The sequence below is a fragment of the Novosphingobium endophyticum genome (genome assembly GCF_014640675.1).
Classification (GTDB): Bacteria; Pseudomonadota; Alphaproteobacteria; order Sphingomonadales; family Sphingomonadaceae; genus Novosphingobium; species Novosphingobium endophyticum.
On sequence record NZ_BMHK01000035.1, the window covers coordinates 1 to 25,519 of the forward strand.

The 25,519-nt window shown below is 61.8% G+C and carries 23 protein-coding genes and 1 pseudogene; 9 read left to right on the forward strand and 15 right to left on the reverse strand.

Annotated features, from left to right (window positions below; all coding sequences use genetic code 11):
• Window positions 1-227: 227 nt before the first annotated feature.
• Together IEX32_RS17365 and IEX32_RS17370 are read right to left on the reverse strand one after the other, a co-directional pair.
• On the reverse strand, window positions 228-1,331 hold the full coding sequence (locus tag IEX32_RS17365; protein WP_229736460.1) for a Fic family protein: 1,104 nt from the start codon (window positions 1,329-1,331) through the stop codon (window positions 228-230).
• Window positions 1,332-1,721: 390 nt separating this feature from the next.
• Window positions 1,722-1,943 (reverse strand): hypothetical protein, encoded by a 222-nt coding sequence (locus IEX32_RS17370; RefSeq protein ID WP_188772812.1) that lies wholly within the window; start codon window positions 1,941-1,943, stop codon window positions 1,722-1,724.
• A gap of 378 nt (window positions 1,944-2,321) precedes the next feature.
• On the opposite strand from IEX32_RS17370, the gene IEX32_RS17375 reads away from it, so the two are divergent.
• Genes IEX32_RS17375 through IEX32_RS17400 form a run of 6 tightly spaced genes read left to right on the forward strand, consistent with a single transcriptional unit; the run spans window position 2,322 to window position 7,330 of the window.
• Window positions 2,322-3,191 carry a cytochrome c oxidase subunit II gene (locus tag IEX32_RS17375; RefSeq protein WP_188772813.1) on the forward strand — a complete coding sequence of 290 codons (870 nt, stop codon included), beginning with the start codon at window positions 2,322-2,324 and terminating at the stop codon, window positions 3,189-3,191.
• On the forward strand, window positions 3,191-4,924 hold the full coding sequence (locus tag IEX32_RS17380; RefSeq protein WP_188772814.1) for a cytochrome c oxidase subunit I: 1,734 nt from the start codon (window positions 3,191-3,193) through the stop codon (window positions 4,922-4,924). The genes IEX32_RS17375 and IEX32_RS17380 overlap by 1 nt, the downstream gene beginning before the upstream one ends.
• Window positions 4,921-5,550, forward strand: coding sequence for a cytochrome c oxidase subunit 3 (locus IEX32_RS17385; protein ID WP_188772815.1), 630 nt, complete (start codon window positions 4,921-4,923; stop codon window positions 5,548-5,550). Before IEX32_RS17380 ends, IEX32_RS17385 begins: the two co-directional genes overlap by 4 nt.
• Window positions 5,551-5,571: 21 nt before the next feature.
• Window positions 5,572-6,264 carry a heme-copper oxidase subunit III family protein gene (locus IEX32_RS17390; RefSeq protein ID WP_188772816.1) on the forward strand — a complete coding sequence of 231 codons (693 nt, stop codon included), beginning with the start codon at window positions 5,572-5,574 and terminating at the stop codon, window positions 6,262-6,264.
• A gap of 20 nt (window positions 6,265-6,284) precedes the next feature.
• On the forward strand, window positions 6,285-6,644 hold the full coding sequence (locus IEX32_RS17395; protein ID WP_188772817.1) for a cytochrome C oxidase subunit IV family protein: 360 nt from the start codon (window positions 6,285-6,287) through the stop codon (window positions 6,642-6,644).
• A 2-nt stretch (window positions 6,645-6,646) separates the two neighbouring features.
• Window positions 6,647-7,330: a c-type cytochrome gene (locus tag IEX32_RS17400; protein ID WP_188772818.1), complete on the forward strand. Its 684-nt coding sequence runs from the start codon at window positions 6,647-6,649 to the stop codon at window positions 7,328-7,330.
• Between the two features lie 14 nt (window positions 7,331-7,344).
• Here IEX32_RS17400 and IEX32_RS17405 read toward each other — a convergent pair whose 3' ends face one another.
• Together IEX32_RS17405 and glpD are read right to left on the reverse strand one after the other, a co-directional pair.
• Window positions 7,345-8,145 (reverse strand): DUF2189 domain-containing protein, encoded by an 801-nt coding sequence (locus IEX32_RS17405; protein WP_188772819.1) that lies wholly within the window; start codon window positions 8,143-8,145, stop codon window positions 7,345-7,347.
• A 230-nt stretch (window positions 8,146-8,375) separates the two neighbouring features.
• Window positions 8,376-9,872, reverse strand: coding sequence for a glycerol-3-phosphate dehydrogenase (gene glpD / locus IEX32_RS17410; RefSeq protein WP_188772820.1), 1,497 nt, complete (start codon window positions 9,870-9,872; stop codon window positions 8,376-8,378).
• A 631-nt stretch (window positions 9,873-10,503) separates the two neighbouring features.
• On the opposite strand from glpD, the gene IEX32_RS17415 reads away from it, so the two are divergent.
• Complete coding sequence (locus tag IEX32_RS17415) at window positions 10,504-11,559, forward strand: Rieske 2Fe-2S domain-containing protein (RefSeq protein ID WP_188772821.1); 1,056 nt, start codon at window positions 10,504-10,506, stop codon at window positions 11,557-11,559.
• A 48-nt stretch (window positions 11,560-11,607) separates the two neighbouring features.
• Here IEX32_RS17415 and IEX32_RS17420 read toward each other — a convergent pair whose 3' ends face one another.
• The 7 genes from IEX32_RS17420 to IEX32_RS17450 form a co-directional block, all read right to left on the reverse strand.
• The gene (locus IEX32_RS17420) at window positions 11,608-12,177 is read right to left on the reverse strand and encodes a cupin domain-containing protein (protein WP_188772822.1); all 570 of its coding nucleotides are present in this window, start codon (window positions 12,175-12,177) and stop codon (window positions 11,608-11,610) included.
• A gap of 32 nt (window positions 12,178-12,209) precedes the next feature.
• Complete coding sequence (locus IEX32_RS17425) at window positions 12,210-12,902, reverse strand: glutathione S-transferase family protein (RefSeq protein ID WP_188772823.1); 693 nt, start codon at window positions 12,900-12,902, stop codon at window positions 12,210-12,212.
• Between the two features lie 19 nt (window positions 12,903-12,921).
• Window positions 12,922-14,091: an alpha/beta hydrolase family protein gene (locus IEX32_RS17430; RefSeq protein WP_188772824.1), complete on the reverse strand. Its 1,170-nt coding sequence runs from the start codon at window positions 14,089-14,091 to the stop codon at window positions 12,922-12,924.
• Window positions 14,092-14,095: 4 nt separating this feature from the next.
• Window positions 14,096-14,998 (reverse strand): VOC family protein, encoded by a 903-nt coding sequence (locus tag IEX32_RS17435; RefSeq protein ID WP_188772825.1) that lies wholly within the window; start codon window positions 14,996-14,998, stop codon window positions 14,096-14,098.
• Window positions 14,995-16,023: a Rieske 2Fe-2S domain-containing protein gene (locus IEX32_RS17440; RefSeq protein WP_188772826.1), complete on the reverse strand. Its 1,029-nt coding sequence runs from the start codon at window positions 16,021-16,023 to the stop codon at window positions 14,995-14,997. Before IEX32_RS17440 ends, IEX32_RS17435 begins: the two co-directional genes overlap by 4 nt.
• A gap of 10 nt (window positions 16,024-16,033) precedes the next feature.
• Window positions 16,034-17,152 (reverse strand): FAD-dependent oxidoreductase, encoded by a 1,119-nt coding sequence (locus tag IEX32_RS17445; RefSeq protein ID WP_188772827.1) that lies wholly within the window; start codon window positions 17,150-17,152, stop codon window positions 16,034-16,036.
• 149 nt (window positions 17,153-17,301) lie between these two features.
• Complete coding sequence (locus IEX32_RS17450) at window positions 17,302-18,297, reverse strand: fumarylacetoacetate hydrolase family protein (RefSeq protein ID WP_188772828.1); 996 nt, start codon at window positions 18,295-18,297, stop codon at window positions 17,302-17,304.
• Between the two features lie 95 nt (window positions 18,298-18,392).
• On the opposite strand from IEX32_RS17450, the gene IEX32_RS17455 reads away from it, so the two are divergent.
• A complete protein-coding gene (locus tag IEX32_RS17455; RefSeq protein WP_188772829.1) occupies window positions 18,393-18,632 on the forward strand; it encodes a hypothetical protein in 240 nt (79 codons plus the stop codon).
• 1 nt (window position 18,633) lies between these two features.
• Here the strand turns inward: IEX32_RS17455 and IEX32_RS17460 are convergent, their stop codons facing one another.
• Window positions 18,634-20,997 carry a TonB-dependent receptor gene (locus tag IEX32_RS17460; protein ID WP_188772830.1) on the reverse strand — a complete coding sequence of 788 codons (2,364 nt, stop codon included), beginning with the start codon at window positions 20,995-20,997 and terminating at the stop codon, window positions 18,634-18,636.
• Window positions 20,998-21,324: 327 nt separating this feature from the next.
• On the opposite strand from IEX32_RS17460, the gene IEX32_RS17465 reads away from it, so the two are divergent.
• The gene (locus tag IEX32_RS17465) at window positions 21,325-22,245 is read left to right on the forward strand and encodes a LysR family transcriptional regulator (RefSeq protein ID WP_188772831.1); all 921 of its coding nucleotides are present in this window, start codon (window positions 21,325-21,327) and stop codon (window positions 22,243-22,245) included.
• A gap of 39 nt (window positions 22,246-22,284) precedes the next feature.
• Here IEX32_RS17465 and IEX32_RS17470 read toward each other — a convergent pair whose 3' ends face one another.
• From IEX32_RS17470 to IEX32_RS17475, 3 genes and pseudogenes are all read right to left on the reverse strand, one after another.
• Window positions 22,285-23,037 carry a hypothetical protein gene (locus IEX32_RS17470; RefSeq protein WP_229736461.1) on the reverse strand — a complete coding sequence of 251 codons (753 nt, stop codon included), beginning with the start codon at window positions 23,035-23,037 and terminating at the stop codon, window positions 22,285-22,287.
• Window positions 23,038-23,064: 27 nt separating this feature from the next.
• A pseudogene (locus IEX32_RS21120) lies at window positions 23,065-23,337 on the reverse strand (Rieske 2Fe-2S domain-containing protein); the annotation flags it as partial.
• A 7-nt stretch (window positions 23,338-23,344) separates the two neighbouring features.
• On the reverse strand, window positions 23,345-25,519 hold the full coding sequence (locus tag IEX32_RS17475) for a TonB-dependent receptor (protein WP_188772833.1): 2,175 nt from the start codon (window positions 25,517-25,519) through the stop codon (window positions 23,345-23,347).

Below are 25,519 nucleotides of genomic sequence, written 5' to 3' on the forward strand. Positions count from 1 at the left end.
ACCGCTATCTGGCTCACCCAATCGCTCCTAAGCACACTCATAAGAGCGCTCATAAGACCGGTCATTAATCTGATAGGCTAGGCGGGGTTCGGCGGATGGCTACGCTGCTTCCGTCGGCAGATAGAATGGCACTTGCTTGCTTCCTCGCGGGATACGGATTGCAGCGATTTATCCCGCAATTCCGGAAATCGGGAAATTGCGGGGTAAAACCATAATGTTCAACAGGTTCACTCTGCCTCAGGCTCACGATCTACGAACAGGGCAACCAGCGGCTGATTGATGTAGTAATTGTTGCGACCTTCGCGGTGTTTGAACAGCATTCCGTTTTCGGCGAGTTCATCGAGATATTTGGTCGCTGTGGGACGAGAGACCCCAATCTCCTCCTGGACGAATTCGATGCGCGTGTACGGGTGGCGGAAGAGGTTGTTGAGCAAGTCCTGCGAGTAGATTTTTGGGTGCTCGGTGCGCATCCTTTGTTTTGTCGCGGCCATCAGGCCACGGATTGCTTCAACCAGCCGCAAGGTCTCGATGGCAGTCTCCTCCACACCCTTGAGCATGTAGAGAAGCCACTCTTCCCATTCACCGGTTTCACGCACGGCCTGGAGCAGGCGATAGTACTCTCCCTTGTTCTGGGTGATGTATCGGCTGAGGTAGAGGATTGGGATATCGAGCAACCCGCAACGTGTGAGATAGAGCACGTTGATGATCCGCCCGATGCGCCCATTCCCGTCCGGGAAAGGGTGGATGCTTTCAAACTGGTGATGGATGATTGCCATCCTGGTCAAAGGGTCGAGATCGACCCCATCACCGTCCTCATTGATGAACTTTTCCAGCGCCCCCATTTCATCGCGAACTTCCTTCGCATCCTGTGGCGGAATGTAAACGAGCGCGCCCGTTCCTTCGTTCTTGAGAGCGGTGCCCGGTGTCTCGCGGAAGGTTCCATCGGTCTTCTTGAGAATGCGGAACATGGCGATGAGCATGTTGTTTGTCAGCAATCCGTCGAGACGCCGTTGCTCATCATATCCGTACCGCAGTGCGTCCCGATATCGGGCCACTTCTTTTGCCGCAGGTGATCCCGCACTTTCGGGGAATGCATTAAGCTGGAAGAGCTCTTCTTGTGTCGTGACGATGTTCTCAATTTCGGAACTCGCCTTCGCCTCCTGAAGCGACAACGTGTCGATCAGAATGCCTTGATTGGGAATTGTTGCAGCGCGACCTTTGAGCTCGGCAAGGAAGCGATGGGCGCGCGTAAGCGCCTTGAGCACGCCAGGCGTTTCAGTGAGGCCGGGTGGCGGCAGGTCTGGAATGGCGTAGGTCGGTTTGAGGGCCACACATCTTCTCATGCAAAGAATATGCGGCAAGGCTTATCACGATTGCTTGACGTGTAAAGATTTTTCGATTCTCTTTGCATGTTAGAGGCGATGTACAAAGTTTTTGCAGGAGGCTTTTGCATATCCCGAAGCGACAGGAGCCGCTTCGATTTGCGTCAAATCCAACCCAACAGAACCAGAATTCGGTCGAATCCGACTGCTTAGAGGGAAACCAGTTCACTAGATGGGGTAACGGGCTGCCTCACCAGCCCATCAATCTGGCTGGTGAGGCAGCCCGTTACCCCATCTAGGGGCGCTCATAGCCATTTGCGTCCGCCAGTGTTGCCGTTTCCCGGCACAAAAAAATGGCGGCCACTGGCCGCCATTTCCTTGAAACCTTGCTGTGAAAGCTCAGTTGCTGTCGGCGTCGTCATCGGTGATGGCAAGGATGGTGCCGACGGCCATCGCGCCGCCAACGAGACCGATCAGGATCGTGTCGCCAGCGAGCTTGTTCGACTTCTTGGCCGAGGTCGCGGCCTTGGCTACCGACAGCGACGAAGCGTCATTTGCCATCGCCGGGGCGGCAATCAGCGAGGAAGCGGCTGCTGCGGCCAGCAGGTGGGTCAAACGCATAAGTCATTACTCCTTTAACTAACGTGCTAATTCAATAGCATGATAGCGCTGCGATCATCCTGGCGCTAGCCCCTAAACACACTTGCGGCAGACCGGTTGCCGCGCGCTTCAGGCCGCGCGGCAGTCGCGGGACCGGGAAAAGCGGTGCAGGTCCGATGCGCGCGGCGTCACGGGCGCGCGCATCGCGCTTCGCGTGGCGACGAATCGTTCCCCATCCGTGCCCGCGGCGATACCATCAGTATAGTCTGCGGGTTCCGCGCTTTCTTCACGCCGATCTTGTCTATATACCTTGTGCAACTGGCATAATTCCGAATGCGGCGAGTCGTTGCTTGCCGGACCAACCGGCGAAGGCCCGCCCGCGAATAGGGGGAGAGGCCTGTGCGCGTCGCGATTGTCATCGTTGCGCTTGTGCTCGGTTCGGTGGCGTTCCACCTGCTCAGTCCATGGTGGCAGACGCCGCTCGCCTCCAATTGGGAGGCGATCGATTCGGCGCTTAACATCACGCTGCTCATCTGCGCGGTGGCCTTCATCGCGCTGAATCTGTTCCTTGCCCTGGCGCTGATCCGCTTTCGCCATCGTCCGGGCCACCGGGCGCGCTACGATCCCGAAAATCCCTCGCTGGAAAAGAACCTGACGTTCTGGACCGCGCTGGGCATTGCGGGGATGCTCGCGCCGGGACTGGTGGCCTGGGGCAAGTACGTGGACGTGCCCAAGGATGCCGCCGTCGTCGAGGCGATCGGGCAGCAGTGGCAGTGGACCTTCCGTTTCCCGGGGCCGGATCGCGTGCTCGGCACGGCGGGGGTCGAGTACATGACGCCCGACAACCCTTTCGGGGTCAATCCGCTCGATCCCTTCGGCCGGGACGACATTCTGGTCGAGAGCAACGAGCTGCACTTGCCTAAGGGTCAGCCGGTGAAGATGATCCTGCGCTCCAAGGACGTGCTCCATGATTTCTACGTGCCGGAATTCCGGGCGAAGATGGACCTCGTGCCCGGCATCGTCACCTATTTCTGGATGACCCCGACTCAGGACGGGACATACGACATCCTCTGCGCCGAGCTGTGCGGCACGGGCCATCACCAGATGCGCGGATCGGTGGTCGTCGAGCCGCGCGAGCAGTTCGAGGGCTGGCTGGCGGGGCAGATGACCTTCAGCGACCTGCTCGCCGGGGCCAGCCCCGAGGCGGTTACCAAGCTCTTCGCGCAGGCGAACACCTGCACCCGGCCAGCGACATGGGGGATGCGCTGATGGCAACGACTATCGCCGACGACCTGACACCGATGCATCATCCCCGAACGTGGGTCGGCAAGTACGTCTGGAGCCAGGATCACAAGGTCATCGCGATACAGTACAGCGTGACCGCCATCGCCATCGGGCTGGTCGCGCTCGTCCTGTCGGTCCTGATGCGGCTGCAACTCGGATTTCCGGGAGTCTTCCCCTGGATCCAGCCCGAGAACTACCTGCAATACGTGTCGATGCACGGGATGATCATGGTCGTCTACCTGCTGACCGCGCTGCTGCTCGGCGGCTTCGGCAACTACATGATCCCGCTGATGATCGGCGCGCGGGACATGGTGTTCCCCTTCGTCAACATGCTGAGCTATTGGGTCTATCTGCTCTCCGTGCTGGTGCTGGTGGCCGGCTTCTTCGTGCCCGGCGGGCCGACGGGGGCCGGCTGGACGCTCTACCCGCCCCAGGCCATCAGCGAAGGAACGCCGGGCAGCCAGTGGGGTATCGTCACCATGCTGGTGAGCCTTGCGATATTCATCGTGGCCTTCACCATGGGCGGGCTCAACTATGTGACGACCGTTCTTCAGGCGCGGACACGGGGCATGACGCTGATGCGCATGCCGCTCACCGTCTGGGGCATCTTCATCGCCTCGATCATGGGCCTGCTGGCGTTCCCGGCGCTGTTCGTGGCCGCGATCATGATGCTGCTCGATCATGTGGCGGGGGCCAGCTTCTTCATGCCGTCGATGATGTCCATGGGGCAGGCGACCGACACTCTCGGCGGCAGCCCGATCCTGTTCCAGCACCTGTTCTGGTTCTTCGGCCATCCGGAAGTCTATATCGTCGCGCTGCCCGCGTTCGGGATCGTTTCGGACCTCATCAGCGTCCATGCGCGCAAGAACATCTTCGGCTACCGGATGATGGTCTGGGCGATCGTCATCATCGGGGGGCTCAGCTTCATCGTCTGGGCGCACCACATGTACGTCAGCGGGATGAACCCCTATTTCGGGTTTTTCTTCGCGACCTCGACACTGATCATCGCCATTCCCACCGCGATCAAGGTCTACAACTGGCTGCTGACGCTCTGGCGCGGAGACATCCACCTGCGCGTGCCGATGCTCTTCGCGCTGGCGTTCCTCTTTACCTTCATTCACGGGGGGCTTTCGGGGCTGTTCCTGGGCAATGTCAGCGTCGACGTGCCGCTCAGCGACACCTTCTTCGTGGTCGGCCATTTCCACATGGTCATGGGGGTTTCGCCGATCCTGGTCATCTTCGGCGCGATCTATCACTGGTATCCGAAAATCGCCGGGAGGATGTGGAACCAGGCGCTGGCGCAGGTCCACTTCTGGGTCACGTTCCTGGGCGTCTACGCGATCTATCTGCCGATGCATTACCTCGGCGTGCTGGGCGTTCCGCGCCGCTACTACGCGCTGGGCGAGACCAGCTTCATTCCGGAATCCGCGCATCTGGCGAACCAGGCCATCAGCATTGCCGCGATTGTGGTCTTCGCCGCGCAGTTCCTGTTCTTCTACAACATGATCTGGAGTCTCTTCCGGGGACCGAAGGCGGGCCCCAACCCCTGGGGCGCGGCGAGCCTTGAGTGGCAGACGCCCGATACGCCGCCCAGGCACGGCAATTGGGGCGCGAAGCTGCCGACGGTCTATCGCTGGGCCTACGATTACAGCGTGCCCCACGCCCCGCGTGACTTCATTCCGCAGGATGAGCCGCATCCGAAGGACACCGCGCCATGAGCCTGCTCCGGCGCCTTGGCGAGAAGAGCTGGGAAACGCCCGGCGCCGAAGCCTATCGCGAACCGGACAGCTACCGGCCCGCCGCGGCGACGGTGGGGGTCTATGTCTATTTCGGCGTGGCAACGGTGATCTTCACGTTGATCGCGGCGGCCTATCTTGCGCGAATGGGCCTGCCGGCCGCCATGGAGCACGGCGCCGGCGCGGACTGGCGGGCGATGCCGGAACCGCCGCTGCTCTGGATAAACAGCGGCATACTGGTGCTGAGCAGCCTCGCCTGGGAAGCCGCGCGGCGTTTGGCCCGGCGCGGCGAAATCGGCCGGATGCAGGCAGCGACGCTGGCGGGGGGCGGCCTCGGACTGCTGTTCCTGGCAGGCCAGCTTCTGCTGTGGTGGCATTACCAGACGGCGGGATATTTCCTTTCCGCCAATCCGGCCAACGCCTTCTTCTACCTGCTGACCGCGCTGCACGGACTGCATCTCGCGGGCGGAATCGCCGCCGGTGTGCGGGCGCTGGGGCAACCCGGCGATGCCGGGCGCGCGGCGCGCAACGTCAGGCTTTGCGCGGTCTACTGGCACTATCTGCTGCTGGTATGGGTTCTGCTGGCAGGGCTGTTGGTCATGACGTGAGGAAAGCGGGGTGATGCTGTCATGTCGCAAGTGACGAAGGAGAGAAACGAAACAGAAGAGAACGCGCAAGGCTGGCGCGCGATCGTTGCCGACTGGTCCACCGACAGGGAAGTGTTCCGCCATACCCATTGGGGCAAGGCGATGATGTGGATCTTCCTGCTGAGCGATACCTTCATCTTTTCGAGCTTCCTCATCTCCTACATGACCATGCGCGCCTCGGCGACGATGGCCTGGCCCGATACCGCGGAAGTCTTCGCGCTGACCATCGGCGGGCAGTCGATCCCGCTGATCCTGATCGCGATCATGACATTCGTGCTGATCAGTTCGAGCGGCACGATGGCGCTGGCCGTCAACTACGGATACCGCCGCAACCGCAAGGTCACCGCCGCGCTGATGTTCGCCACCGCGCTGCTCGGCGCGGCTTTCGTCGGTATGCAGGCCTTCGAATGGACCAAGCTGATCGAGGAGGGCGTGCGGCCCTGGAGCAATCCGATGGGGGCTCCGCAGTTCGGTGCCAGCTTCTTCATGATTACCGGGTTCCATGGCCTGCACGTGACTTGCGGCGTGATCATGCTGCTGATCGTCGCGACGCTGGTGCTGCGCGGTCACTACGACCGGGCGGGAGACTATTCGGCGGTCGAGATCGCGGGTCTCTACTGGCACTTCGTCGACCTCGTCTGGGTCTTCATTTTCGCCTTCTTCTACCTGTGGTGACACGAAAGGACGGGAAAACCATGCACGATGTCTCTGGCGAGCCGCAGGCCGTTCCCGCCGCCCATGACGAGGGCCAGCATCATCCGATCGGGCTCTACCTCAAGGTCTGGGGCTGGCTCTTCGTGCTCAGCGCGATGTCTTACGCGGTCGACTACTTTCAAGTTCAGGGGATTACCCGCTGGACGCTGATCATCGTCTTCATGCTGCTGAAGGCGGGGCTCATCGTATCGATCTTCATGCACATGGCCTGGGAGCGGCTGTCGCTGATCTACGCGATCCTCGTTCCGCCGCTCGTGCTGCTGGTGCTGGTGCGGATCATGATCGTGGAGTCCAACTATACGTTCTGGACCCGCGCGATCTTCTTCGGTGGCGGAGGCTGACCATGAACAGGTCGCGCTGGCGGGTCGCGCTCTTCTGTATCGCGGGATGGATTGGTCTCTTCTGGGGGCTGCACTTCTTCTTCGACAGCCTGATGGGCAAAAGGTACCCCGCGCGGCTGGCCTACGATCCGGTGGGAGACATGCCGCCGCCTGTCGACCTCGCGACCGTCCAGCGCGGCTGGCCGGACAGCATGAACGAGTCGCGCGAACGTGTCAGGCTGGCGGCCTACTTGCGCAAGATGGAAGGGCAGGCGCCGGCCCTTGTCGCCACCCCGGGCACGGCGCCGGCGCTGGCGCAGCTCGACCTGGGGACGCTGCTGGCGGGCGCGGACGCGAATGCGGGCGAGGGCAAGGCGCGGGTCTGCGTGAGCTGCCACACGTTCGAGCAGGGCGGCCCGAACCGCACCGGTCCCAACCTGTGGGGCGTGGTCGGTCGCGACATAGCCTCCCACTCCGGTTTTTCCTATTCCGAGGCGATGTCTTCGGCGGCGGGCACCTGGTCCTATGCCAGGTTGTTCGACTATCTGGCGTCTCCCGCGCGGGACATGCCCGGCAACAGGATGGGCTTCGCCGGCTTGCGCCGTCCCGAAGATCGCGCGGCGGTCATACGCTATCTGGCCACTCTCGGCAGCAGCCCGCCCCTTCCGCAGCCGCAAACCCCCGACCATGCAGAGGAAGCGGAATAGGCCGGGACTTGGTATTACCGCACCACTGCCCGCGTGTAGAGATGCCAGGTCGCATAGCCCAGCACCGGCAGCACCACCGCCAGCCCGACCAGCGCGGGAAGCGCCCCCAGCACCAGCAAGGCGACGACGATCAGGCCCCAGACCGCGATCGTCACGGGGTTCCGCCGCGCGACGCGTACCGAAGTGCGCATGGCCGTGCCCCAGTCGGCCGGCTGATCGACCAGCATCGGAAACGAAACGACGCTGATCGCCAGCGTCACGATCGCGAAGCCCAGCCCGACGAGATTGCCGATCACGATCATGCGCCAGCCCGCCGGGGTGGTGAATACCGCTTCGAGGAAGCCGGCGGCGCTGCCGGTCGCATCCGGCTGCGCCGCGCCCAGTGTCATGGCATAGATATACCAGGCCGCCACCATCCACAGCACGAACAGCAGCGTGACGACGCTTGCCAGGCTGATGACGGAAAGAGCGGTCCGGCCGTGGAACACGTCGAGGAAATGCCGCCAGCGCGCGTCGAGGCCCAATTCGCGCCGCCGCGCCAGTTCATAGAAGCCGCTGGCCACGGCGGGGCCGAGCAGTACCGCGCCTGCCACCAGCGGGAACAGCAAGGGCAGGATGGCTTGGCGATAGGCGTATATCCCCGCCAGTATTACCGCCCCCGGATAGATGAGGCCGATGAAGACAAGGTCTCCGCGTTTGTCGAGAAAGTCGCCCCACCCCTGGGACAAGGCCACGCGCAGATCGTGCAGGCCGATCTTGCGGATCTGGATATCTTCTCCGGCAGCACCGCTGCCAGCAGGACGAGCAATTGCCATCGACCACACTCCCATGCTCGGCAGCGATGGGGACCATTGCTCTGTCATACCCCAGCGGGGATCGTGCCCGGATGCCTCGGCCTGCTGGCGCGAGCCATCGCGCGGCCGGACACGATCTCAGCATCAGGGTTCCCCATGCCTCCGATTGATGGCGCAGAGTACTCTCATTCGCCTGTGCAGGGCAAGCGAACTGAATGCGGTCGAAAAATCTGGCCGCGCAAGGGCCGGCTTCAGGCGGCGGTCTCGTCCTGCCGGGGGGTCCGGGCCGGCATGTGCCCTGCCACCCAGGACTGCAGCCTCCCGGCCTGCTCCTGTGTAAACAACAGGCCGAGCTTGGTGCGGCGCCAGAGAATGTCGTCGGCGCTGCAGGCCCATTCGGTGTCGCAGAGGTAGCGCACTTCGCGTTCGCTCAGGCCGCAGCCGAAATCGGCGCCAAGGTCGGCGGCGCACTTCGCTTTGCCCAGTACCGCATCGATGCGGCTGCCATAGGCCCGTGCCATGCGCAGGCTGCGCTCGGCGCCGAGGAACGGCCAGCGCGCGCGCACCTGATCGAGCAAGCTCGCAAACGACGCGATATTACCGCCGGGCAGGGGCCGTTCGCGCGTCGCTCCCGCAGGCAGGCCCAGGACCGCCAGGGCGTGTTCGGCAAGGCTGCGGGCGGTCGTGACCTTGCCGCCGATGACGGAGAGCAGGCCCCGGTCGCGGTCCACTTCGAAATGGTAGTCGCGGCTGATTTTGCTCGCATCGCGCGAACCGTCGTCGAAGAGCGCGCGGATGCCGCCGAAGCGCCAGACGATGTCCGCCTCCGTCACTGCCTCGCCCAGGTGGCTGTTGGCAGCGGCCAGCAGATAGGCGACTTCGCGGGGATCGGGCTCACGTTCGTCGGGCCGGGCGACGGGAATGTCCGTGGTGCCGACGAGCAGGAAGTCCCGCTGATAGGGAATGACGAAGACGACCCTCCCATCGGGCATCTGCAACAGGCGCGCGGCGTCGTCCGCCGGTTTTCGCCGCAAAATCAGATGACTGCCGCGCACCAGTCGCACCTGGTGGGCATAGTCAGAATGCGTGGCCTGGCCGTGGACCGTTCCGGCCCATGGGCCCGCCGCGTTGATCAGGAAGCGCGAGGAAATGGTGCGCTCAAGGCCCGAACCGTCCACCAGCGACACCCGCCAGTCGTTTCCTGTCCTGTCCACTGCTGTGACACGGGTTCGCACGAGAATCCGGGCGCCCCGCTCGGCCGCGTCGAGGGCGTTGAGAACAACCAGCCGCGAATCGTCGACCCGCGCATCCCAGTAGGCCAGCGCCTGCCGTTTGCGGCCCGCGCGGTCCCGGACCGTCAGGCTTCGCGACCTCGGAAGCGTTCCGCCGATGGCCAGCAGATCATAGATCCACAGGCCGGCGCGCAGCACGGGCCATGGTCTGCCGCCCGGCGCGGGCTCCAGCACGAACTGGAGCGGTTCGACAAGGTGCGGCGCGGTGCGCAGCAGAATCGCCCGCTCCCGCAGCGATTCGCGCACGAGCGCGAATTCGCCGTGCTCCAGATAGCGCAGCCCCCCGTGGACGAGCTTCGTCGAGGCGCTCGAGGTTCCGCTGCCGAGGTCATTTCCCTCGACGAGAAGCACGTCCAGTCCGGCGAGCGCAGCGGCGCGCGCAATCGCTGTCCCGTTTATCCCTCCGCCCACGACGACAAGATCGCAGGCGCCGTACGTCCGGCCTGCGTCGGTCATGGTTTGCGGTTCCCGGTACGGAATTCGATCGGGCGGAGCCGGCGCCATCTTAAATAAGCAAAAACAACTACTTGTCTGAATTCGTGTGTCACTGCCTTCAACACCTGACTCTCAATTGTTACAGCATTAAAGCACTGTTGAATGGCACAGTTTTCCCGCCTCGTGGAGACCAGGGGCAGGTCGTTTCCCGCAGGACGGTTCCCATGCCCAGTGGGACACGACCGCCGCCTTCGCGTTTTCGGCCTGGCATCCCTCCCATCCTCTACGCCGAGCATCAAGGAAGAATCGTGATACAGTCGCATCCGGGATTGGTTTAACTTCGTCTCATTAACCTGCCCAAAAAAGGCGGCGGGGATACATGTCGAGAGCAGCTCGACGCCCGTCGCTACATGACAGGAGTTACACCAAGATATCAGTCACGACGATGGCTGCGATCCGTAACAACAGCTTCACCGATCATACCGGGGAGCGTATGCCCGCTGCCAAAGGAATTTGGACGACCGGAAATTCACGGATGGGCTCTGCGTGCCGTCGGCGCCGGGCGGGGCTTTCAAGGCGAAAGTCTGTGCCCAGCATGTCGGACGTCCGGGGCGAGGCCGCAGAGTCGGCCAACAGACATCGGAGTGAGGGCATGATCTTTCATCATAACGCATGGCACGCAGCCGCACGGGCTATCGAACTCGATCGCACGCTGCGGGCCCGCAGCATCGCAGGCGTGCATGTCCTGATGTACTGCAAGCAGGACGGGACGATTGCGGCCACGTCCAACATTTGTCCGCATCGGTTCGCCCCGCTCGATCGCGGCACCTTGGTCGGGGATGCCGTCCGGTGCAAATATCATGGCCTTGAATTCGGCAGCGATGGCCGCTGTGTCCACAACCCGCACACCGATCGCATCGACGCAAAGATGCATATTCGAAGCTTCCCGATCGTCGAACGTCATGGATATGCATGGATATGGCTGGGAGAGTCAGCGCTGGCGGATCCGGCCAAAATCCCCGATCTCAGCGCCTTCGAGGATGGCGATCGGTATCACTCCGTCCACAGCTATCTCGACGCGGATTATCGGTATGACATTCTCGTCGATAATCTCCTGGACCTTTCCCACGCGGACTATCTCCACGTCGGGAGCTTCGCTGTCGAGCCGGCGGAGAAGACGACCATCGACGTGCGCGAGGACAATGACGATGTCATCGTCGAGCGGCTCCAGCTTCGGTGCCCCCGGCCGCCATTCGTTCCCTCCGGCCCGGACGTCGTGGACATGCGGACCATCATCCACTGGCATCCTGGACAGGTCATAACATTCAGGATCGATATGGCGCCCGCGGGCCAGGACTTCCCGGCCGACGAGAGTTTCAAGTTCTACCACATCGCGACGCCGGCGGATGAGGCGCGAACCCATTATTTCATGGGGCTGCGCTGCGCCGGGCCGAAAGATCCAAGGGCAGACGAAGCCATGCGCCTCACCCAGGTGAATGTGATCGAAAATGAAGATGGACCGATGCTCGAGGCGATTGACCGGATCATGGAAGGCCGGGAGCTGATGGAAATGCGGCCGCTCGTGCTGCCGGTCGACAAAGGCGCAATGCGGGTCAGAAGGGTCATGAAACGACTTCTCGCGGTCGAGGCCGGGGCGGAGCATTCTGCAGCCGCAGGGGCGGGGCATCCTGCATCCGCCGAAGTGTGATGGCCTCCATCGCTGCTTCGTGCCCCGACGCTTCGCCCGCCTGCCGGTCTACGGCTTCAGGTTCTCTTCGAATTCCCCGTCGATCAGGACGAATACGATGCGGCAGTTGTCGTTTGAGCGGTTGGCCCAGCCGTGATTGGTCCCGCGCTGGATGATAATGTCGCCTGCGCGAACCGTCGTTTCGCCCTCATCCATGATCAGCACAAGCTCGCCCTCCAGCACGATCCCGTAGTCGATCGTTTCCGTGCGATGCATATGCGAGTGCCGCGTTCCCTCGCCAGCGTGGGATGAGGCGTCGGCCGCGCCGATCTCCGCGAAATGGGCGCGGGCCTCCTCCGGCGTCAGTTGGGACAGGCTTGCATCGTCGGGCGGGATGTCCAGCACGCGGATGCGCGTGCCATTCCTGGGCGGCGCGAGCATGATGCCGTCCTCGTGCGGTTCACCCGATGCAGCGTCGATCGGTGCGGGCGTCGCGCGGGTGTTCCAGACTTCGTGAAACATGGGACCGGTGGCGCCGCCCACTTGTTGGACGCGCGCAATGGGGCCATCCTCCTGGATGATGGCCTTTCCGCCCTTGTCGTGGCCGGTCACGACCCGCCGGACTGTCTTGTTCGCCATACCTGTTTGCTCCTTGTCTTCGCGTGTCTGGATCAAGCTTTGGTGACGGCAGGAGGTTTGAATTGAAGTCCCCGCTCCGCCAGCTCTTCTTCGGCGATCGCTTCGCGCTTCAGGGCGGCAATTGCACTTGGCCGAGTGCTCGCCCTGTCGAAATGCGCACCGATCGCGGGGAAACCGTCCGCCGCGAAGCCCACGCCGGTAATCCGGAACCAGATCCAGGCGAGATAGGCATCGATGATCGACCAGCCCTCGGGCATCATCCAGTCCTGCTGCGAAAGCCGGGCCTCAAGAGCGCCGAGCTGGAACTCCAGGGCCTGCCGCGCGGCTTCCCGTACCTGCGGAGCATGATCGGCCTCGGTTGAAATCATGGGTGCCATCACGAACCGGGTGACAAGCGGATGGAGATCGCTGGAGCATCGAAACAGTTGCGTCAGCACATCCGCGCGCCCGGCGGCGTCCCCCCGCACTGGAAGCAGGCCGGCTTCCGGATGCTTCTCGGCAAGATAGCTCAGGATCGCGCCATTCTGCACGATCACACCGTCCTGCGTATCCAGGGCCGGCACCTTGCCCGAGGGATTTACCTTGAGGAACTCGGGCTTGCGGTGCTCTCCTGCAAGGAACGCGACAAGGCGCGCTTCGAACGGCTCACCTATTTCCTCGAGTGCGGTCAGCGTGACGCGTGCGCAGGTTTGCGGCGCGAAATAGAGTATGGGGGCCTTGTTCATCGAGCGCACCGAACGCGGGTCACGCCGTGTGCCCGCCAAGCGTTTCGGCGAACCAGTCGGACAGGAGATCACGGCCATAAGCCATGTTGTCCGCGCCGACGTGCTCGACACCGCCCTCACGCTCGGTGAAGATCACCTTTTCACGGCGCGGCGAGTTCACCAGCTGATCGTAAAGATCGTCCGCATATTTCGGGCTGATCTGCCGGTCATTCGCGCCATGGGTGACGAGGAACGGCACCTTGATCCGGTCCATGTGCCCATTGAGATTCATGGCGGATGACTTCTCGAGGAAGTCTTCCTGATCCTTGGCGCCGAAGACCCAATGCACATGCCCCCAATAATGCGGGACGGGATTTTCGCCTTCGCGCTCCATCCGCTTGTCCTGCACCTCGCGCCAGTTGTGGTTTGCCCCCCACACGGCGCCGCTGGCGAAACGCGGTTCGTAGGCGACGGCGCGCGGCGCGAAATGTCCGCCCAATGAAATGCCGGTCATGCCGATGCGGGCAGCGTCGACCTCGCTCTGCTGCTCGAGCCAGTCGACAGCCTTGCTCGCCCAGCTTTCGCTGTGCGGATCGACCGGCAGGCCCTGCAGGCGCAGGGCTTCGCCCGAGCCCGGCTGGTCCACGCACAACGTAGAGATACCGCGGCGCGCGAGCTCTTGCGGCAGGCGTGACCAGAACAGCAGCTCCTTGCAGCTGTCGAGGCCGTTGCAGAAAACGACCGCGGGGCGGCGGCCCCCATTTTCACCCGTGCCTTCACCACGCGTAAACAGTGCGGGCATCATCCCCTTCGAGAGCGGGACTTCGACACGCTCCCGATTGATCTTGCCCAGTGCGGTCGAGCGATCGAACGCCTCGCGCGCCTTTGCATAGGTTTCCTTCCGGCCGGGGTGGCCATGGCCCTGCATGCGCTCGGCGGTAAGAAGATAGAGCGCAGCGCGTTCCAGTTTGTTGGAAGCAGAGAAATTGCGTCCCTTGCCTTCGTCCTCATTGGCCAGGTCCAGCAGCTTTTCGCCCATGGCAGCCCATTGCTTCATGAACTGCGGCGTCCCCGCATCGGCGCCGCTGTTCGCGGCATCCTTGATCGGCTGGCACATATCGATGATCTCACCGATCTGCCCGCCGCTCTCCATCGCTATGGCGACGGAGAGGTTCCAGATATAGTTCGGGAAATATTCGAAAAGAGCCATCCGGTCAGCCCTCTGCCGGCTGGAACAGGCAGGGATCGGGGGCGGCATGCGGCATTGTCTGCGGCCCGCCTTCACCGATGCCCCACTGATCCATCACCAACGGTCCGGGCTCATGCACCTTGGCCTGATGGTTCTCGAAATCCACGTTCTCCAGTTCGGACGTGTATTCGACGGCGAAGCCCGCCGGCGTGCAGAAGTAGGAGAAGGTGTTGTTCCCCGCAGTGTGACGCCCCGGGCCCCAGCGCATGTCCGTGCCGCGTTTCCGCAGCCGGCCGGCCCCGCGCATCATGTCGTCCACCGTCAGCATGTCGTAGGCGACATGATTGAGACAGGGCGGTCCGGGCAGGAAAGCGATCCGGTGATGCGCTTCGTTGCACCGCAGGAAGCACATGAAGTCGCCCAGCCAGTCGGAAACCTTGAATCCCAGCACGTCGACGAAGAATTTCACCATCGCCTGGTGATCGGGAGAATGCAGCACGATATGGCTGACCTTCACCGGCATGCCTTCCCAGCGCTCCATCTCGCGCTTGTCGAGCGTTTCCACATCGGCGGAAATCTCGAACGGCAGGCCGTCCGCAGAGAAGAAGCGGAAACCGTAGCCGCCGCCTGGGGCATCGAGGCCTCGGGGGGCATGGATGATCCTGCATCCCGCTTCTTCGACTTTCCGATGAAGGTCGTCGACATCGGCCCGGCTGTCGGCCGCCAGCGAGATCACCTCAACGCAATTGGTGTCTCTCTTGTGGAGCCGGACGACATGATGTTCGTCATGCCCGTGGGTCTTGAACCACACGGTGTCATCTTCGGCGGCGACTTCGACCAGTCCCCAGTCCTCGGCGTAGAACTTGCGCTCGGCATCGAAGTCCTGAACGCCATAGCCGACATAGCGGATTTCAGTCACACGGCTCATTGCGCGGTCTCCTCCTTCTTGAGTTCCTGGATCTTGCGGCGCGCACGCGTGCCGCCGGTGTCGATGCCGAGCGATACGGGCTTCCTGTCCCAGAAGTCGGCGGCATCCATATTGGCGTAGGCCGCTTCGATGATCGGCTTGTCTTCGTCCCTGAAGGCTTGCTCCATCAGTCCGGTCAGTATTGCGTCCCCCTCTGCAGACGGCGGCCCCAGCCGGCTCGTCGCCCAGAAATAGTGGCTCGTCCCTTCGGTCTCGGGGGTGAGGATATGGGCCTGGTGGAGGATAATCCCCTCCTCGCGATTGCCGCCTGCCGGGCACGCCCCGACCTGCAGATACATACTGGCGGGGGGATCCCACCGCATGTCCAGCCAATGGTCGGTGATCATCTCGGGGTCATAGACGGCGAGAGTATGCCCGGGGGCGGGGATCTTCGGCATCCACCAGTTGGAGTGGAGTCTCCTGCCCTCGACTTTCACTTCATGCTCGCCCGCGAAAATCACTCCGCGACCGGCAAAAGTACCCTTGTGGACGAACTCGATGTGACTGAGGTCCATCAAATTGTCGGTGGCGTATTCGTAATTCGCGTTCATCGGCATCAGGCCGGTCATCGGGGCGTGACCCTCGATCACGATGACCGAGAAATCGGGAATCGCCGCTTCATCGGCCTTTTCGGGATCGCCGGGCCAGAACCAGACAATTCCGTCGCGCTCGACCACCGGGAAGGTTCGCACCTTGGCGCTAGCAGGAATCTTGTCGGAATAGGGATTGCGCACGCAGGCGCCGGATGTGTCGTAGGTAAGCCCATGATAGGGGCAGATGATGGTATCCCCTTCGCGCTCGCCTTTCGACAGCGGCGCATAGCGATGGGGGCAACGGTCGACCATGGCCACCGCTTGTCCGTCTTCCTTGCGCAGGAGCATCACCGGCTCGCCTACCAAACGTCGGCGCAACAGATCATTGCCGACCTCATGGCTCCATGCGGCCATGTACCAGACGTTTTCCAGAAAGGGCTTCAGTGTGCTCACTGGACTATCCTCAAATCGGCTGTGCCACGACCTGGTAGACCTCGGCCGTCACCTTCGCATTGTCGACGAGCGGCCCTTCGCCCAGCTGGCCGCGGCAGATTTCGAGCGACTTGTCGACGATGTAGCGGCAGCGTTCGAAGCGGCGGTCGCGATAGGCCTTGAAGGCCGCTTCCGGATTGTCGTACCGCGCAATCTCCTCGGCCAGCACGACGCTGTCCTCGATCGCCAGCCCGGCGCCCTGCCCGAGGTGCGGCGTCGTGGCGTGCACCGCATCGCCCAGCAGCACGACGCGGCCGACATGCCAGTCATCCCGCAGCATCATACCTTCGAGCGGACGATAAACGACACCGTCGTTGTCGGTGATCTGTTCCGCCAGTTCACGAATCCGGGGCGCCGGATGATCGCGTAGCTTGCCGCGCATGGAGGCGGCCAGTCCCTCATGCGGATACCGCGGTTTGCTTGGCTCCGGCGAGGTCACATACAGGTACATGAGTTCGGCGTTGATCGGCACAAGACCGGCGCCGATCGGGCCGTTATAGACATGCATAGCGTCCAGATCGGCAGGCCTCGGAAAATTGTAGCGCCAGACAGCCTGCCCGGTAAACTCCGGCGAAGGCGCATTCGGCATGATCGCCTCGCGGGTCTGGGAGTAGACGCCGTCGGCCCCGACCACGATGTCGAAGGTTCCGGAACTTCCATCGGAGAAGCTCATGCGGACCTCCTCGCCCGTATCCTCGATTTCGGCTGCGGTCACGCCGAGATGCACTTGCGCACCACTCGCGATCGTTCGGTCGCCGAGGATCTTGTGCAGTGCAGGCCGGCCGATGCCCATGCTCGCCGGATATCCTTCGACGAGGCGCGGCAAGGGGAATTCGGCCACGAGCGAACCGTCAGGGTGGTAGATTGCGACCTTGTCGAACGGGACGCCGGAGGCCAGGTAATCGTCGAGCAGGTCGAGTTCGGCCATCGCGCGGATCACGTTGGATTGCTGGATTATCCCGACGCCATAGACCGACCAATCGGGGTCCTTTTCGATGACGGTTACGTCATGCCCGTCGCGCCGAAGCGCGATAGCCGACGTGAGGCCTCCAATGCCGCCGCCGATGATGAGAATATTGAGATTTTTCATCAGTATATGTCCAGTTCTTCGGCGATCAGGAACAGGCGCATCGTGCGCAGTCGCAATTCCTGTTAATATTGCAGATGCCCGGGCTTATTTGCTTTCCGGCCATACGCGTCCCGGGGCGTGACCGGTGACAGGATGTCGAGATGCCGCAATCATCGCTGCCGCCCTGGCACCGTGGCTGGAACAACTTCCTGGTCGATGGATCCGAAGAGGGGCGAACCGTCGGGTCCGCGCGCCTCCATTTGGACGCGATCCCCGAACCGCATATACGGGGTGCGGGGTTCGCCATGGTCGATGATCTCAATCCCGCGGCGCTCGAGAATGCACGACGAACCGACTTCGCGATAGTTCTCGTTGGCAACCGTTCCTGACCCGATAATCGTGCCGGCCGGCAGATCACGCGTGCGCGCGGCATGCGCGACGAGGTCGTGGAAACCATATCCCATCGCGGCGCCGTTCGCTCGCCCGAAGAGCTCGCCGTTCCACTTGATGCTAAGGTCCAGCGCGACCCGCCCTTCCCGCCAGGCATCGCCGAGTTCGTCCGGCGTGACGGCAACGGGAGCCATGGCGCTTGCAGGCTTTGCATGCACCCAACCAAAGCCGGTCTTCATTTCCCGCCCGGCCAACTCCCGCAGTGACCAGTCATTTATCTGCACGATCAATTTTATGTGATGGAGCGCGTCAGAGGCGCTTGTCCCCATTGGAACGTCATCAACGATGACGCCAAACTCACCCTCGAAGTCGATCCCATCTTCTTCATTAGGTAAGGGAACCTTCGCTCCCGGGCCGAGAAACCGGTCAGAAAGCCCCTGGTACATGAGGGGGATGCCTTCCGCTATCGCCGGCGTACCCAATGCTTTTGCACACAGCTTGCCGTGGGACGGGAAAGCCGATGCGTCGAGCCACTGCCAGGCGCGTGGCAGCGGCGCGAGCGCGGCAGTTTGGTCAAATGGCTCGACGCCCTCGCTCGCACCTTCGCCCAGATCAGCCTGTCGCGTCTCCAGGAGGGGGGCAATATCTGCCCAGTTGTCCAGTGCCTGCTGCAGCGACTCTGCGATGCCGCTCGCCGGCACGCAGCGGGCCAGGTCGCTGGAAACAATCACCAGCCGGCCATCCCGACTTCCATCATTGAGAGTTGCCAAGCGCATCAGTGGAGGCCCCCTATGTTGATTGGCGCGCCGATAGGCATGGCGCCGGCCTGTTTGCCCACCATGGTCCGGCTCCATTCACCCCGGCGTGACGAATGCTCGACATCGACTGTGAAGCCCTGCTGAAAAGGCGCGATGGCCGTGGCCCTTCCACCGATCCCGCCATCCACGACCAGGACGCCCGGACGATCCGCTTGTTGTTCGTGATTCATCCGAAGCTCCAAAATCCGGCATCCCGTTTTTTCAGCACGCGGCTTTCCCCGGCATCCTCGGATGCCTGCGGCCGCGCCGCGAGGAACAGTCCTCTCGCGGCTGGCAGGCCGCGAGGGATGTGATCTAGAAGCGCACTCCGGCACGCACTCCGTAAGTGCGCGGCGCACGCAGCGGCGAAGATACGAGCGCGGCGCCGGCTTGCGGATGCGGAAAGGCGATCGTTTTTACCGTGGTGTCCTCGATGTTGTTGATAAAGCCCGAGATCCACCAACGCTCGCTGGCCGGATTGAACGTCACCTGCGCGTTGCTCATCCAGTACGAGTCCTGACGCTGGCTGCTGAGATATTCGAAGCTGAGCCAGACTGCGGACTGGTATTTGGTCGCTGCGTTGAAGACGAGTTCACCGGCCGATCCCAGCGGGATGGTCTGCTCGGCGTTGAGGTTGATCGACCACTTCGGAGATTGCGGCGCCGGGCGGCCACTGCAATCAATCACCTGGTTGGGACCGACGTTGGTAAAGGGACAGCTCGTTGTCGGAGGCCCGCCCAGATTGGGCACGCTGTAGACAAAGCTGTCATATTCGGCATCGAGATATTGCACGTTGATTCCGAGCACCGTCGATCGCACTGGCGAATAGACAGCTTCGATTTCAACGCCCTTGACAGTCGCCCGGCCGACATTCTGGGTCGCGAAGACCACTGCGCCGGACTGGTCCCTGGTTATGGACGAGACCTGCTGGTCCTTGTATTTCCAGTAGAAGGCCTCGGCATTGAGTTGCAGGCTGTTATTGAAGAACCTGTTCTTCGAACCGACGGTATAGGCGGTAATCGTCTCGGGCCTGTAGAATGGCGAGAAGTTGCCGACATAGAAGCCGCCCGCCTTGAACCCCGTTTCAACCGACGCATACAACAGCGATCGAGGCGCGACATCGAATTCGACGCCAGCGCGCCACGTGGTCTTCTTGAAGGTCCTCTGCTGATCCTGAATGATGGGCTGGGCCTCGATGATGGCGCCAGAAGGGCCATAAGGGATCGGGGCGCCGGTCGCCGCCGCCAGGAGCGCTTCAGCCGGAGCAACGCCGGTAAACGGAAAGCCGGGCGTGCCCAGACAGGCGAACGGGTTGCCCGTCCCGAGGGCTTCGAAACACAATATGGTCGCGTTGAGGCCGTTGTTTTCTATCTCTTTCCTGTCGCGCGTGTAGCGCACACCGCCGGAGATCCTGAAGCGATCGGTTACGGCGTATGTGAGCCGCCCGAAGGCAGCGAGCGACTCCAGCGGCGCCTGGTAGGCCTGATTCGAGATGTTGAAGCCGTTGTTGAACGACCCCTCTACGTCCGACGTTTCATTCAGATAGTAGCCGCCGACAAGCCAGCTGAGGGGACGACTATCATCCGAGGCAAAACGCGCTTCGAACGATGTCTGCTCGGACACCGAGTTTTCGATGATGTGCAGACCCGAAGCCGCGGAACGGAAATCAATAGTGTTGCGGCGAAAAGCTGGCAGGACTGTGAGCGTGCCAAGGTCGCTGCGCCATTCCAGCGAACCGTTCACGCCCCAGAAGTGGTTGTTTGAGTTGACGTCGTTCGGGAGCGGCGGGAGGAAGCTCCCGGCGGGGAAATAGAGTGTGCTCGCGTAGATCGCCTGAGCGCGCGGATCGGTGTTGCCGATCCGGTCTTCGACGAAATTCTCGCGTATCAGCACGGCGCCGGTACCTGTTCCGCCCTGGTGGAAATAGTCGGCTCCCAGCTGGATCGTGATATCCGGCGTTGCCTCCAGTTTGAACCGCAACCTGCCTGCCCGATCCTTCTGATCGTCGGTGCCGTCGGAAAGATAGGGGTCGTGATCGATTGACGTGGCTGCGACACGTAATGCGGCATTGTCGCCCAGCGGCACGTTGAGGGCACCATTGAGTTTCACACGGTCGTAATTGCCGTATTCTCCCGAAAACTCGCCGCCAAGCTCGTTTAGCTCAGGCTCGCGCGTGATGACGTTAATGGCGCCGCCCGTGGCATTGCGACCATAGAGCGTGCCTTGCGGGCCTTTGAGAACCTCAACGCGCTCAATGTCGTAGAACACGCCCGATGTCGCCGAAGGCCGGCTGATCGCAATGCCATCGACATTGAACGAGACGGTGGAATCGGACAGCGGATTGACGGTGAATGTCCCGACGCCGCGCAGATAGAAAAGGTTGTACGGACCGGAAGCGCCCACCTGAAGCGAAGGCACCACGGTCGTGAGGCCTTCGACATTGGCGATGCCGGTTTGCGCGAGGCTGTCGCCGGTCACCGCGCTGATGGCGAGCGCTGCTCTCTGCAGGTTCTCCGACCGCCGCTGCGCGGTCACGACTATGTCAGCTATGCCCTGGGTAGTTTCGGCGCTTGTCGTGTCCGCCGGTTCCGGCCCGGAAGCATCCGTCTGGGCCAAAGCAACCCCATGCACCATCATGGCGGTGAGGGCCGTAGTCAGGTGAAGCGTGAACTTGAGCATTATTTCCCCTCCCGGTGGTGGGTCCGTCCTCGGACTTGTCAGGAGGCTTGATACTCGCCTGCGAGCTATCTGCGAAGGCGCTTTTACAGATTGCATATATCTTGGACGCAGATAGATAGGGACTGACGCTCGCTGCCGAGCATCGCTTGTGCCCGGACGCTGTCCGAGCGTACCAATAAAAGACTCCAGCGGAAGCGGAGGAGCAGTAGTATGCATGCTCGACGAAGCACGCATGGTCGCTTACCTAGAAGTAAACCCCATCCGGAAAGGACGGGGCGGCTGAAGAAGTGTTTGAAGGATTTATAAAGATCTATGCACTTGCGTGGCTTGGACCTCAATCTGCTCGTCGTACTCGACGTGTTGCTCGACGAGCGAAACGTGACACGTGCATCCGAGCGGTTGAATCTAAGCCAGTCGGGAACCAGCACTGCGCTTTCGCGGCTTCGGGAGTTCTTTGACGACCAGCTGCTGGTGCCGATGGGCCGGAAGATGGTTTTGACGCCACTGTCTCAATCATTGGTGGAGCCGGTTCGCGAAATCCTGCTGCAAGCCCATAGTCTCATCGATGCAACGCCGGGCTTCAATCCGGAAACCGCGACGCGGCAATTTACGATTATGGCGTCCGACTACGTTGCAACGGTGTTCCTGACTCCCGTTGTGGAGCAACTGAGCAAAGAAGCACCGGGAGTTGTGATCGAAATCGTCCAGCAGGGGCAAACCACACCCCATGAACCCCTGGACCGCGGGGATGTCGATTTCCTCATACTGCCGGAGAAATATATTTCGAGTGAGCACCCGGCTCAGCGTCTGTTTGCGGACAACTACGTCTGCATCTCCTGGCAGGGGAACACACAGTGCCCCGGCGATCCCGACCTCGAAGCGTATTTTGCGATGGGCCATGTGGTGACCCGATTTGGGCCGCAGCGGGGTATGGCCTTCGACGAGTGGTTCCTCGAAAGGTTCGAGCGCCCGAGGAGAGTTGAGGCCATCGCGATGAATTTCGCACTGGTCCCCCACCTGGTCGTCGGGACACAAAGGCTTGCAACCACCCATCGACGATTTGCGGAGCAGTACGCAAAATATCTGCCTATCCGGATTCACCCGCTCCCCTTCGAGATGTCCCCGATCGTCGAGACACTTCAGTGGAACCGCTTTAGTGATCGCCATCCTGCGACGACATGGCTGCGCGGCGTATTGACACAGTCCGCGGCCGCCTTGTCGAAAGATGGCGTTCCGGCCTCAAAGTGAATGATGCGTCCACAATACGACCAGGCTGGAAGCCTCGGCTCAAATGAAAGATGACGCAGAACGGACGGCGAAGAGGGTGTCCATTTGCTCGGTCAGAAGCGCGCCGTAAATGCGTCGTGCGGCCACTGACCCCGCATCGATCGGAAGCAGGGCAGGGCGCATCTCCATGAAATTCCGGTTCCCCAGGCTTCTTTGCTGAGCCTCTACTATCGGCTTGTCTTCCAGCTCGAAGGCACGGCGCAGCGCAGCAGCACGCTGGTTATTATACTCCTCGTCGTCTGTCCGGAAATTTCGAGAATTGCAGTAGAAGTAGTGTGTTTGGGTGTCGGTCTCAGGCGTCATTATGTGTGCGTTCACGGTCTTTATCCCGGTTTCCGGATCCGTTCCGGCGGGGGCCGCGGTAATGGAAAGCACCATGACGCCGTTGGGATACCACAGAACGTCGGTCCACATGTCTGCCCGGTCACAACCGAGGTTGGGGCGCATGATCGGCAGCGGCTCTTCGTCGAGCGCGGTCCAGCTGACTCTCAGGCTGTGGCCGGCGCCGCGCGAGACGACGGGCTTCGATCGACTGATCGATCCACCGCCCAACGTGTCGGGATGAAGATAATCGGCATGGCTGAGATCAAGGATATTGTCGGTTAGCAGCTGATGCGCCGCCGCCGTGGGCATGTACCCTCTGCTGATGCCGTGCCGCGGCGACCCGCCGATGAAGCTGAGGTCGGGAATCTCGCTACGACTCGCCCGAGCCGGATCGCCGATCCAGATCCAGACTATCTCGTGTTCGATCACACATGGGAAGCTGGGCACGCACAGGCTTTCCGTAGGCCGCCCATGCGGATTGATGACGCATTTCCCGGCGGGATCGAACCCCAGGCCGTGATAGCCGCAAACCAGAGCGCCGTCTTTGACATCGCCCTTATGCAACGGCACCAAACGATGCGGGCACCGGTCGAGAAGGGCGGACGGCGTTCCGTCCGCATCCCGCCATAGCACCACCTGGCGATCGACGATCGTGCGTCCGATCGTCGATCCGGCGGCAAGTTCCTCTTCCCATGCCGCCATATACCAGACGTTCTGGAGGAAGGGCATCGCCTGCCTAGAACTTTGCTCCCAGTGTCACGCCAAACGTTCGGCCCGGCGCCATTCCGATGGCATCCCCGACCGCCTGCGAGTTCATCTGCAGGGCATAGGCGGTGTTCCCAAGGTTGCGGCCCCAGATACGCGCACTGTACCGCTGGTCGTTGAACACATAGGCGATGGAGGCGTTGAACAGGTTGTAACTGGGCTGGCGGACACGGTTTTCGGCCTCGGGGTACCATCCGTCATTGTAGTAGTAATCGCCGTGAAGCTGCAGCTCATTCTCGCCGACGGGTATCGAATAATCGACCGCCAGGTTGAGTGTCCAATCCGGTGTGGCCTGCAGACGATTTCCGGCGGCCGAGCCGCTGGTTATCAGGTTTCCGCCGCCTGGGAGCGGCGTGGAGATCGAGGCTCCATTGAAGTCCTTGTAGCGGGCGTGGAGGAGGGAAAGTCCTCCGCTCAGCGTCAGGCCCGTCGTGATCGCGGCCGTCGCATCAAGATCCAGGCCGTATATCTCCGCGTTCGCGGCATTGGAAATCGTCAAGATTCCGTTGACGAACGATGATACCTGCAGGTTCCTGTAGTCATAATAGAACACAGATGGATTGAACCGCACTTTGCGGTCAAAAAGATCCGCTTTGAAACCGGCTTCGTAGGCGTCCAGTACTTCAGGTTCGAACGGTACGGCAGGGAATGCCTGCGGATTGTACCCCGCGCTCTTGAAACCGCGGTTGTGTGACAGATAGCCCATCAACTCGGGCGAGAACCGGTAATCCACGGCGAGCCGCCACGTTACCTTGCTCGCAGTGGTCGAATCCGAGTCGGACGCCGTGGGGAATGTGCCGGCAGGCGTGGTCGTCGTTTTACTGCCGGAGAAGCTTTGCCGGTCATGCGTGTAGCGCAATCCCGCTGTGAGCTTGAGCCCTTCAGCAAGTTCGTAGCTTCCTTGCGCATAGGCCGCTATCGAATTGGTGGTTTGCTCCGAAGGAAGGGTGAGGCGGACAACGCCATTATTGATAATAATCTGAATGGGATCGTATGATCCTTTCGCCCAGAAATAGTAGGCGCCAGCGGTCCATTGGAAAGGGCCGCCGGCTGTCGACACCAACTGGAGTTCCTGGCTGAATTGCCGATCATTCTGGACGAGATCGATGGTAGTTATCGGTTGCGGGCGCTTATCCGAATCCAGAATGAAGTGGGTCCGCGTTCTGCGATAGGCAGTGATGCTCAGGGCGCGAACCGCCGAGAAATCATGCTGGATCGTCAGACTGCCACCGCCTTGCTTCGTCGCACTCAGCGGATCGGCATCGGACTCGACGTCGAATTTGCCGCTGGAGAAAGGGACCCCGCCAACCGGAATGGTTCCCGAGACCGGCCGGAACGCAACGAGCGCGGCTCTGTTGTTGGTGTAGTCACCTGCCAGTTTGATCGTGGTATCTTCGCTCAGATCCCATTTGATCTTGGATCGAAGCGCCAAATTTCGTCCACGATTGACGTCCTTGCCGGTCACTCGGTTGACGCCAAAGCCGTCTTGCTGATTGCGATAATAAACCGCCAGGTCTGCCGCGATGTTCGTTGCAAGTCCGCCTGTCAGATAGAGGCTGCCCCCGATCGTGTCCTTGTTACCGTAGGTCCCCTCGATATCCGCCTCGAAATCCTGTTGCGGGTCGCGTGTGGTAATCTGGATGAGGCCGCCGGTCGCGTTCCGGCCGAAAAGCGTTCCCTGCGGCCCTTTCAGCACGGCGACCTGGGCCACATTGTTCAGCGATAGCAGAGACCCCGTTGCCGACGCGTAGTAAACGCCGTCGACATAGACCGCGACCGGGTTCTCGATCCCCGCTCCTCCAGCGGTCGTGCCGACGCCGCGGATGCGGGGCAGCACGTAGACGCCGCCCGTGGTTGTAATGTTGAGCCCGGGCGTCAGGCCGTTCAGGTCTTCCACGGAGGTCGCGCCGGTTGCTTTCAGTGTGTCTGCGCTTAGCGCTGTCACGGCGACAGGGACATTCTGCAGGTTCTCGGATCGCCGTTGCGCCGTCACCACGATTTCCGCGAGGCCATTCCCGACGGCGCCTCCGGAAGCCGCCTTTGTCGAGGGGGTGCGCGCAGGTTCCTGCGTTGCAGTCTGCGCGATCGCGGCGCTGCCCGGAAGCGCCGCCGAAACCAGAAGTAGCGATTTGAATGCGAATCCCAT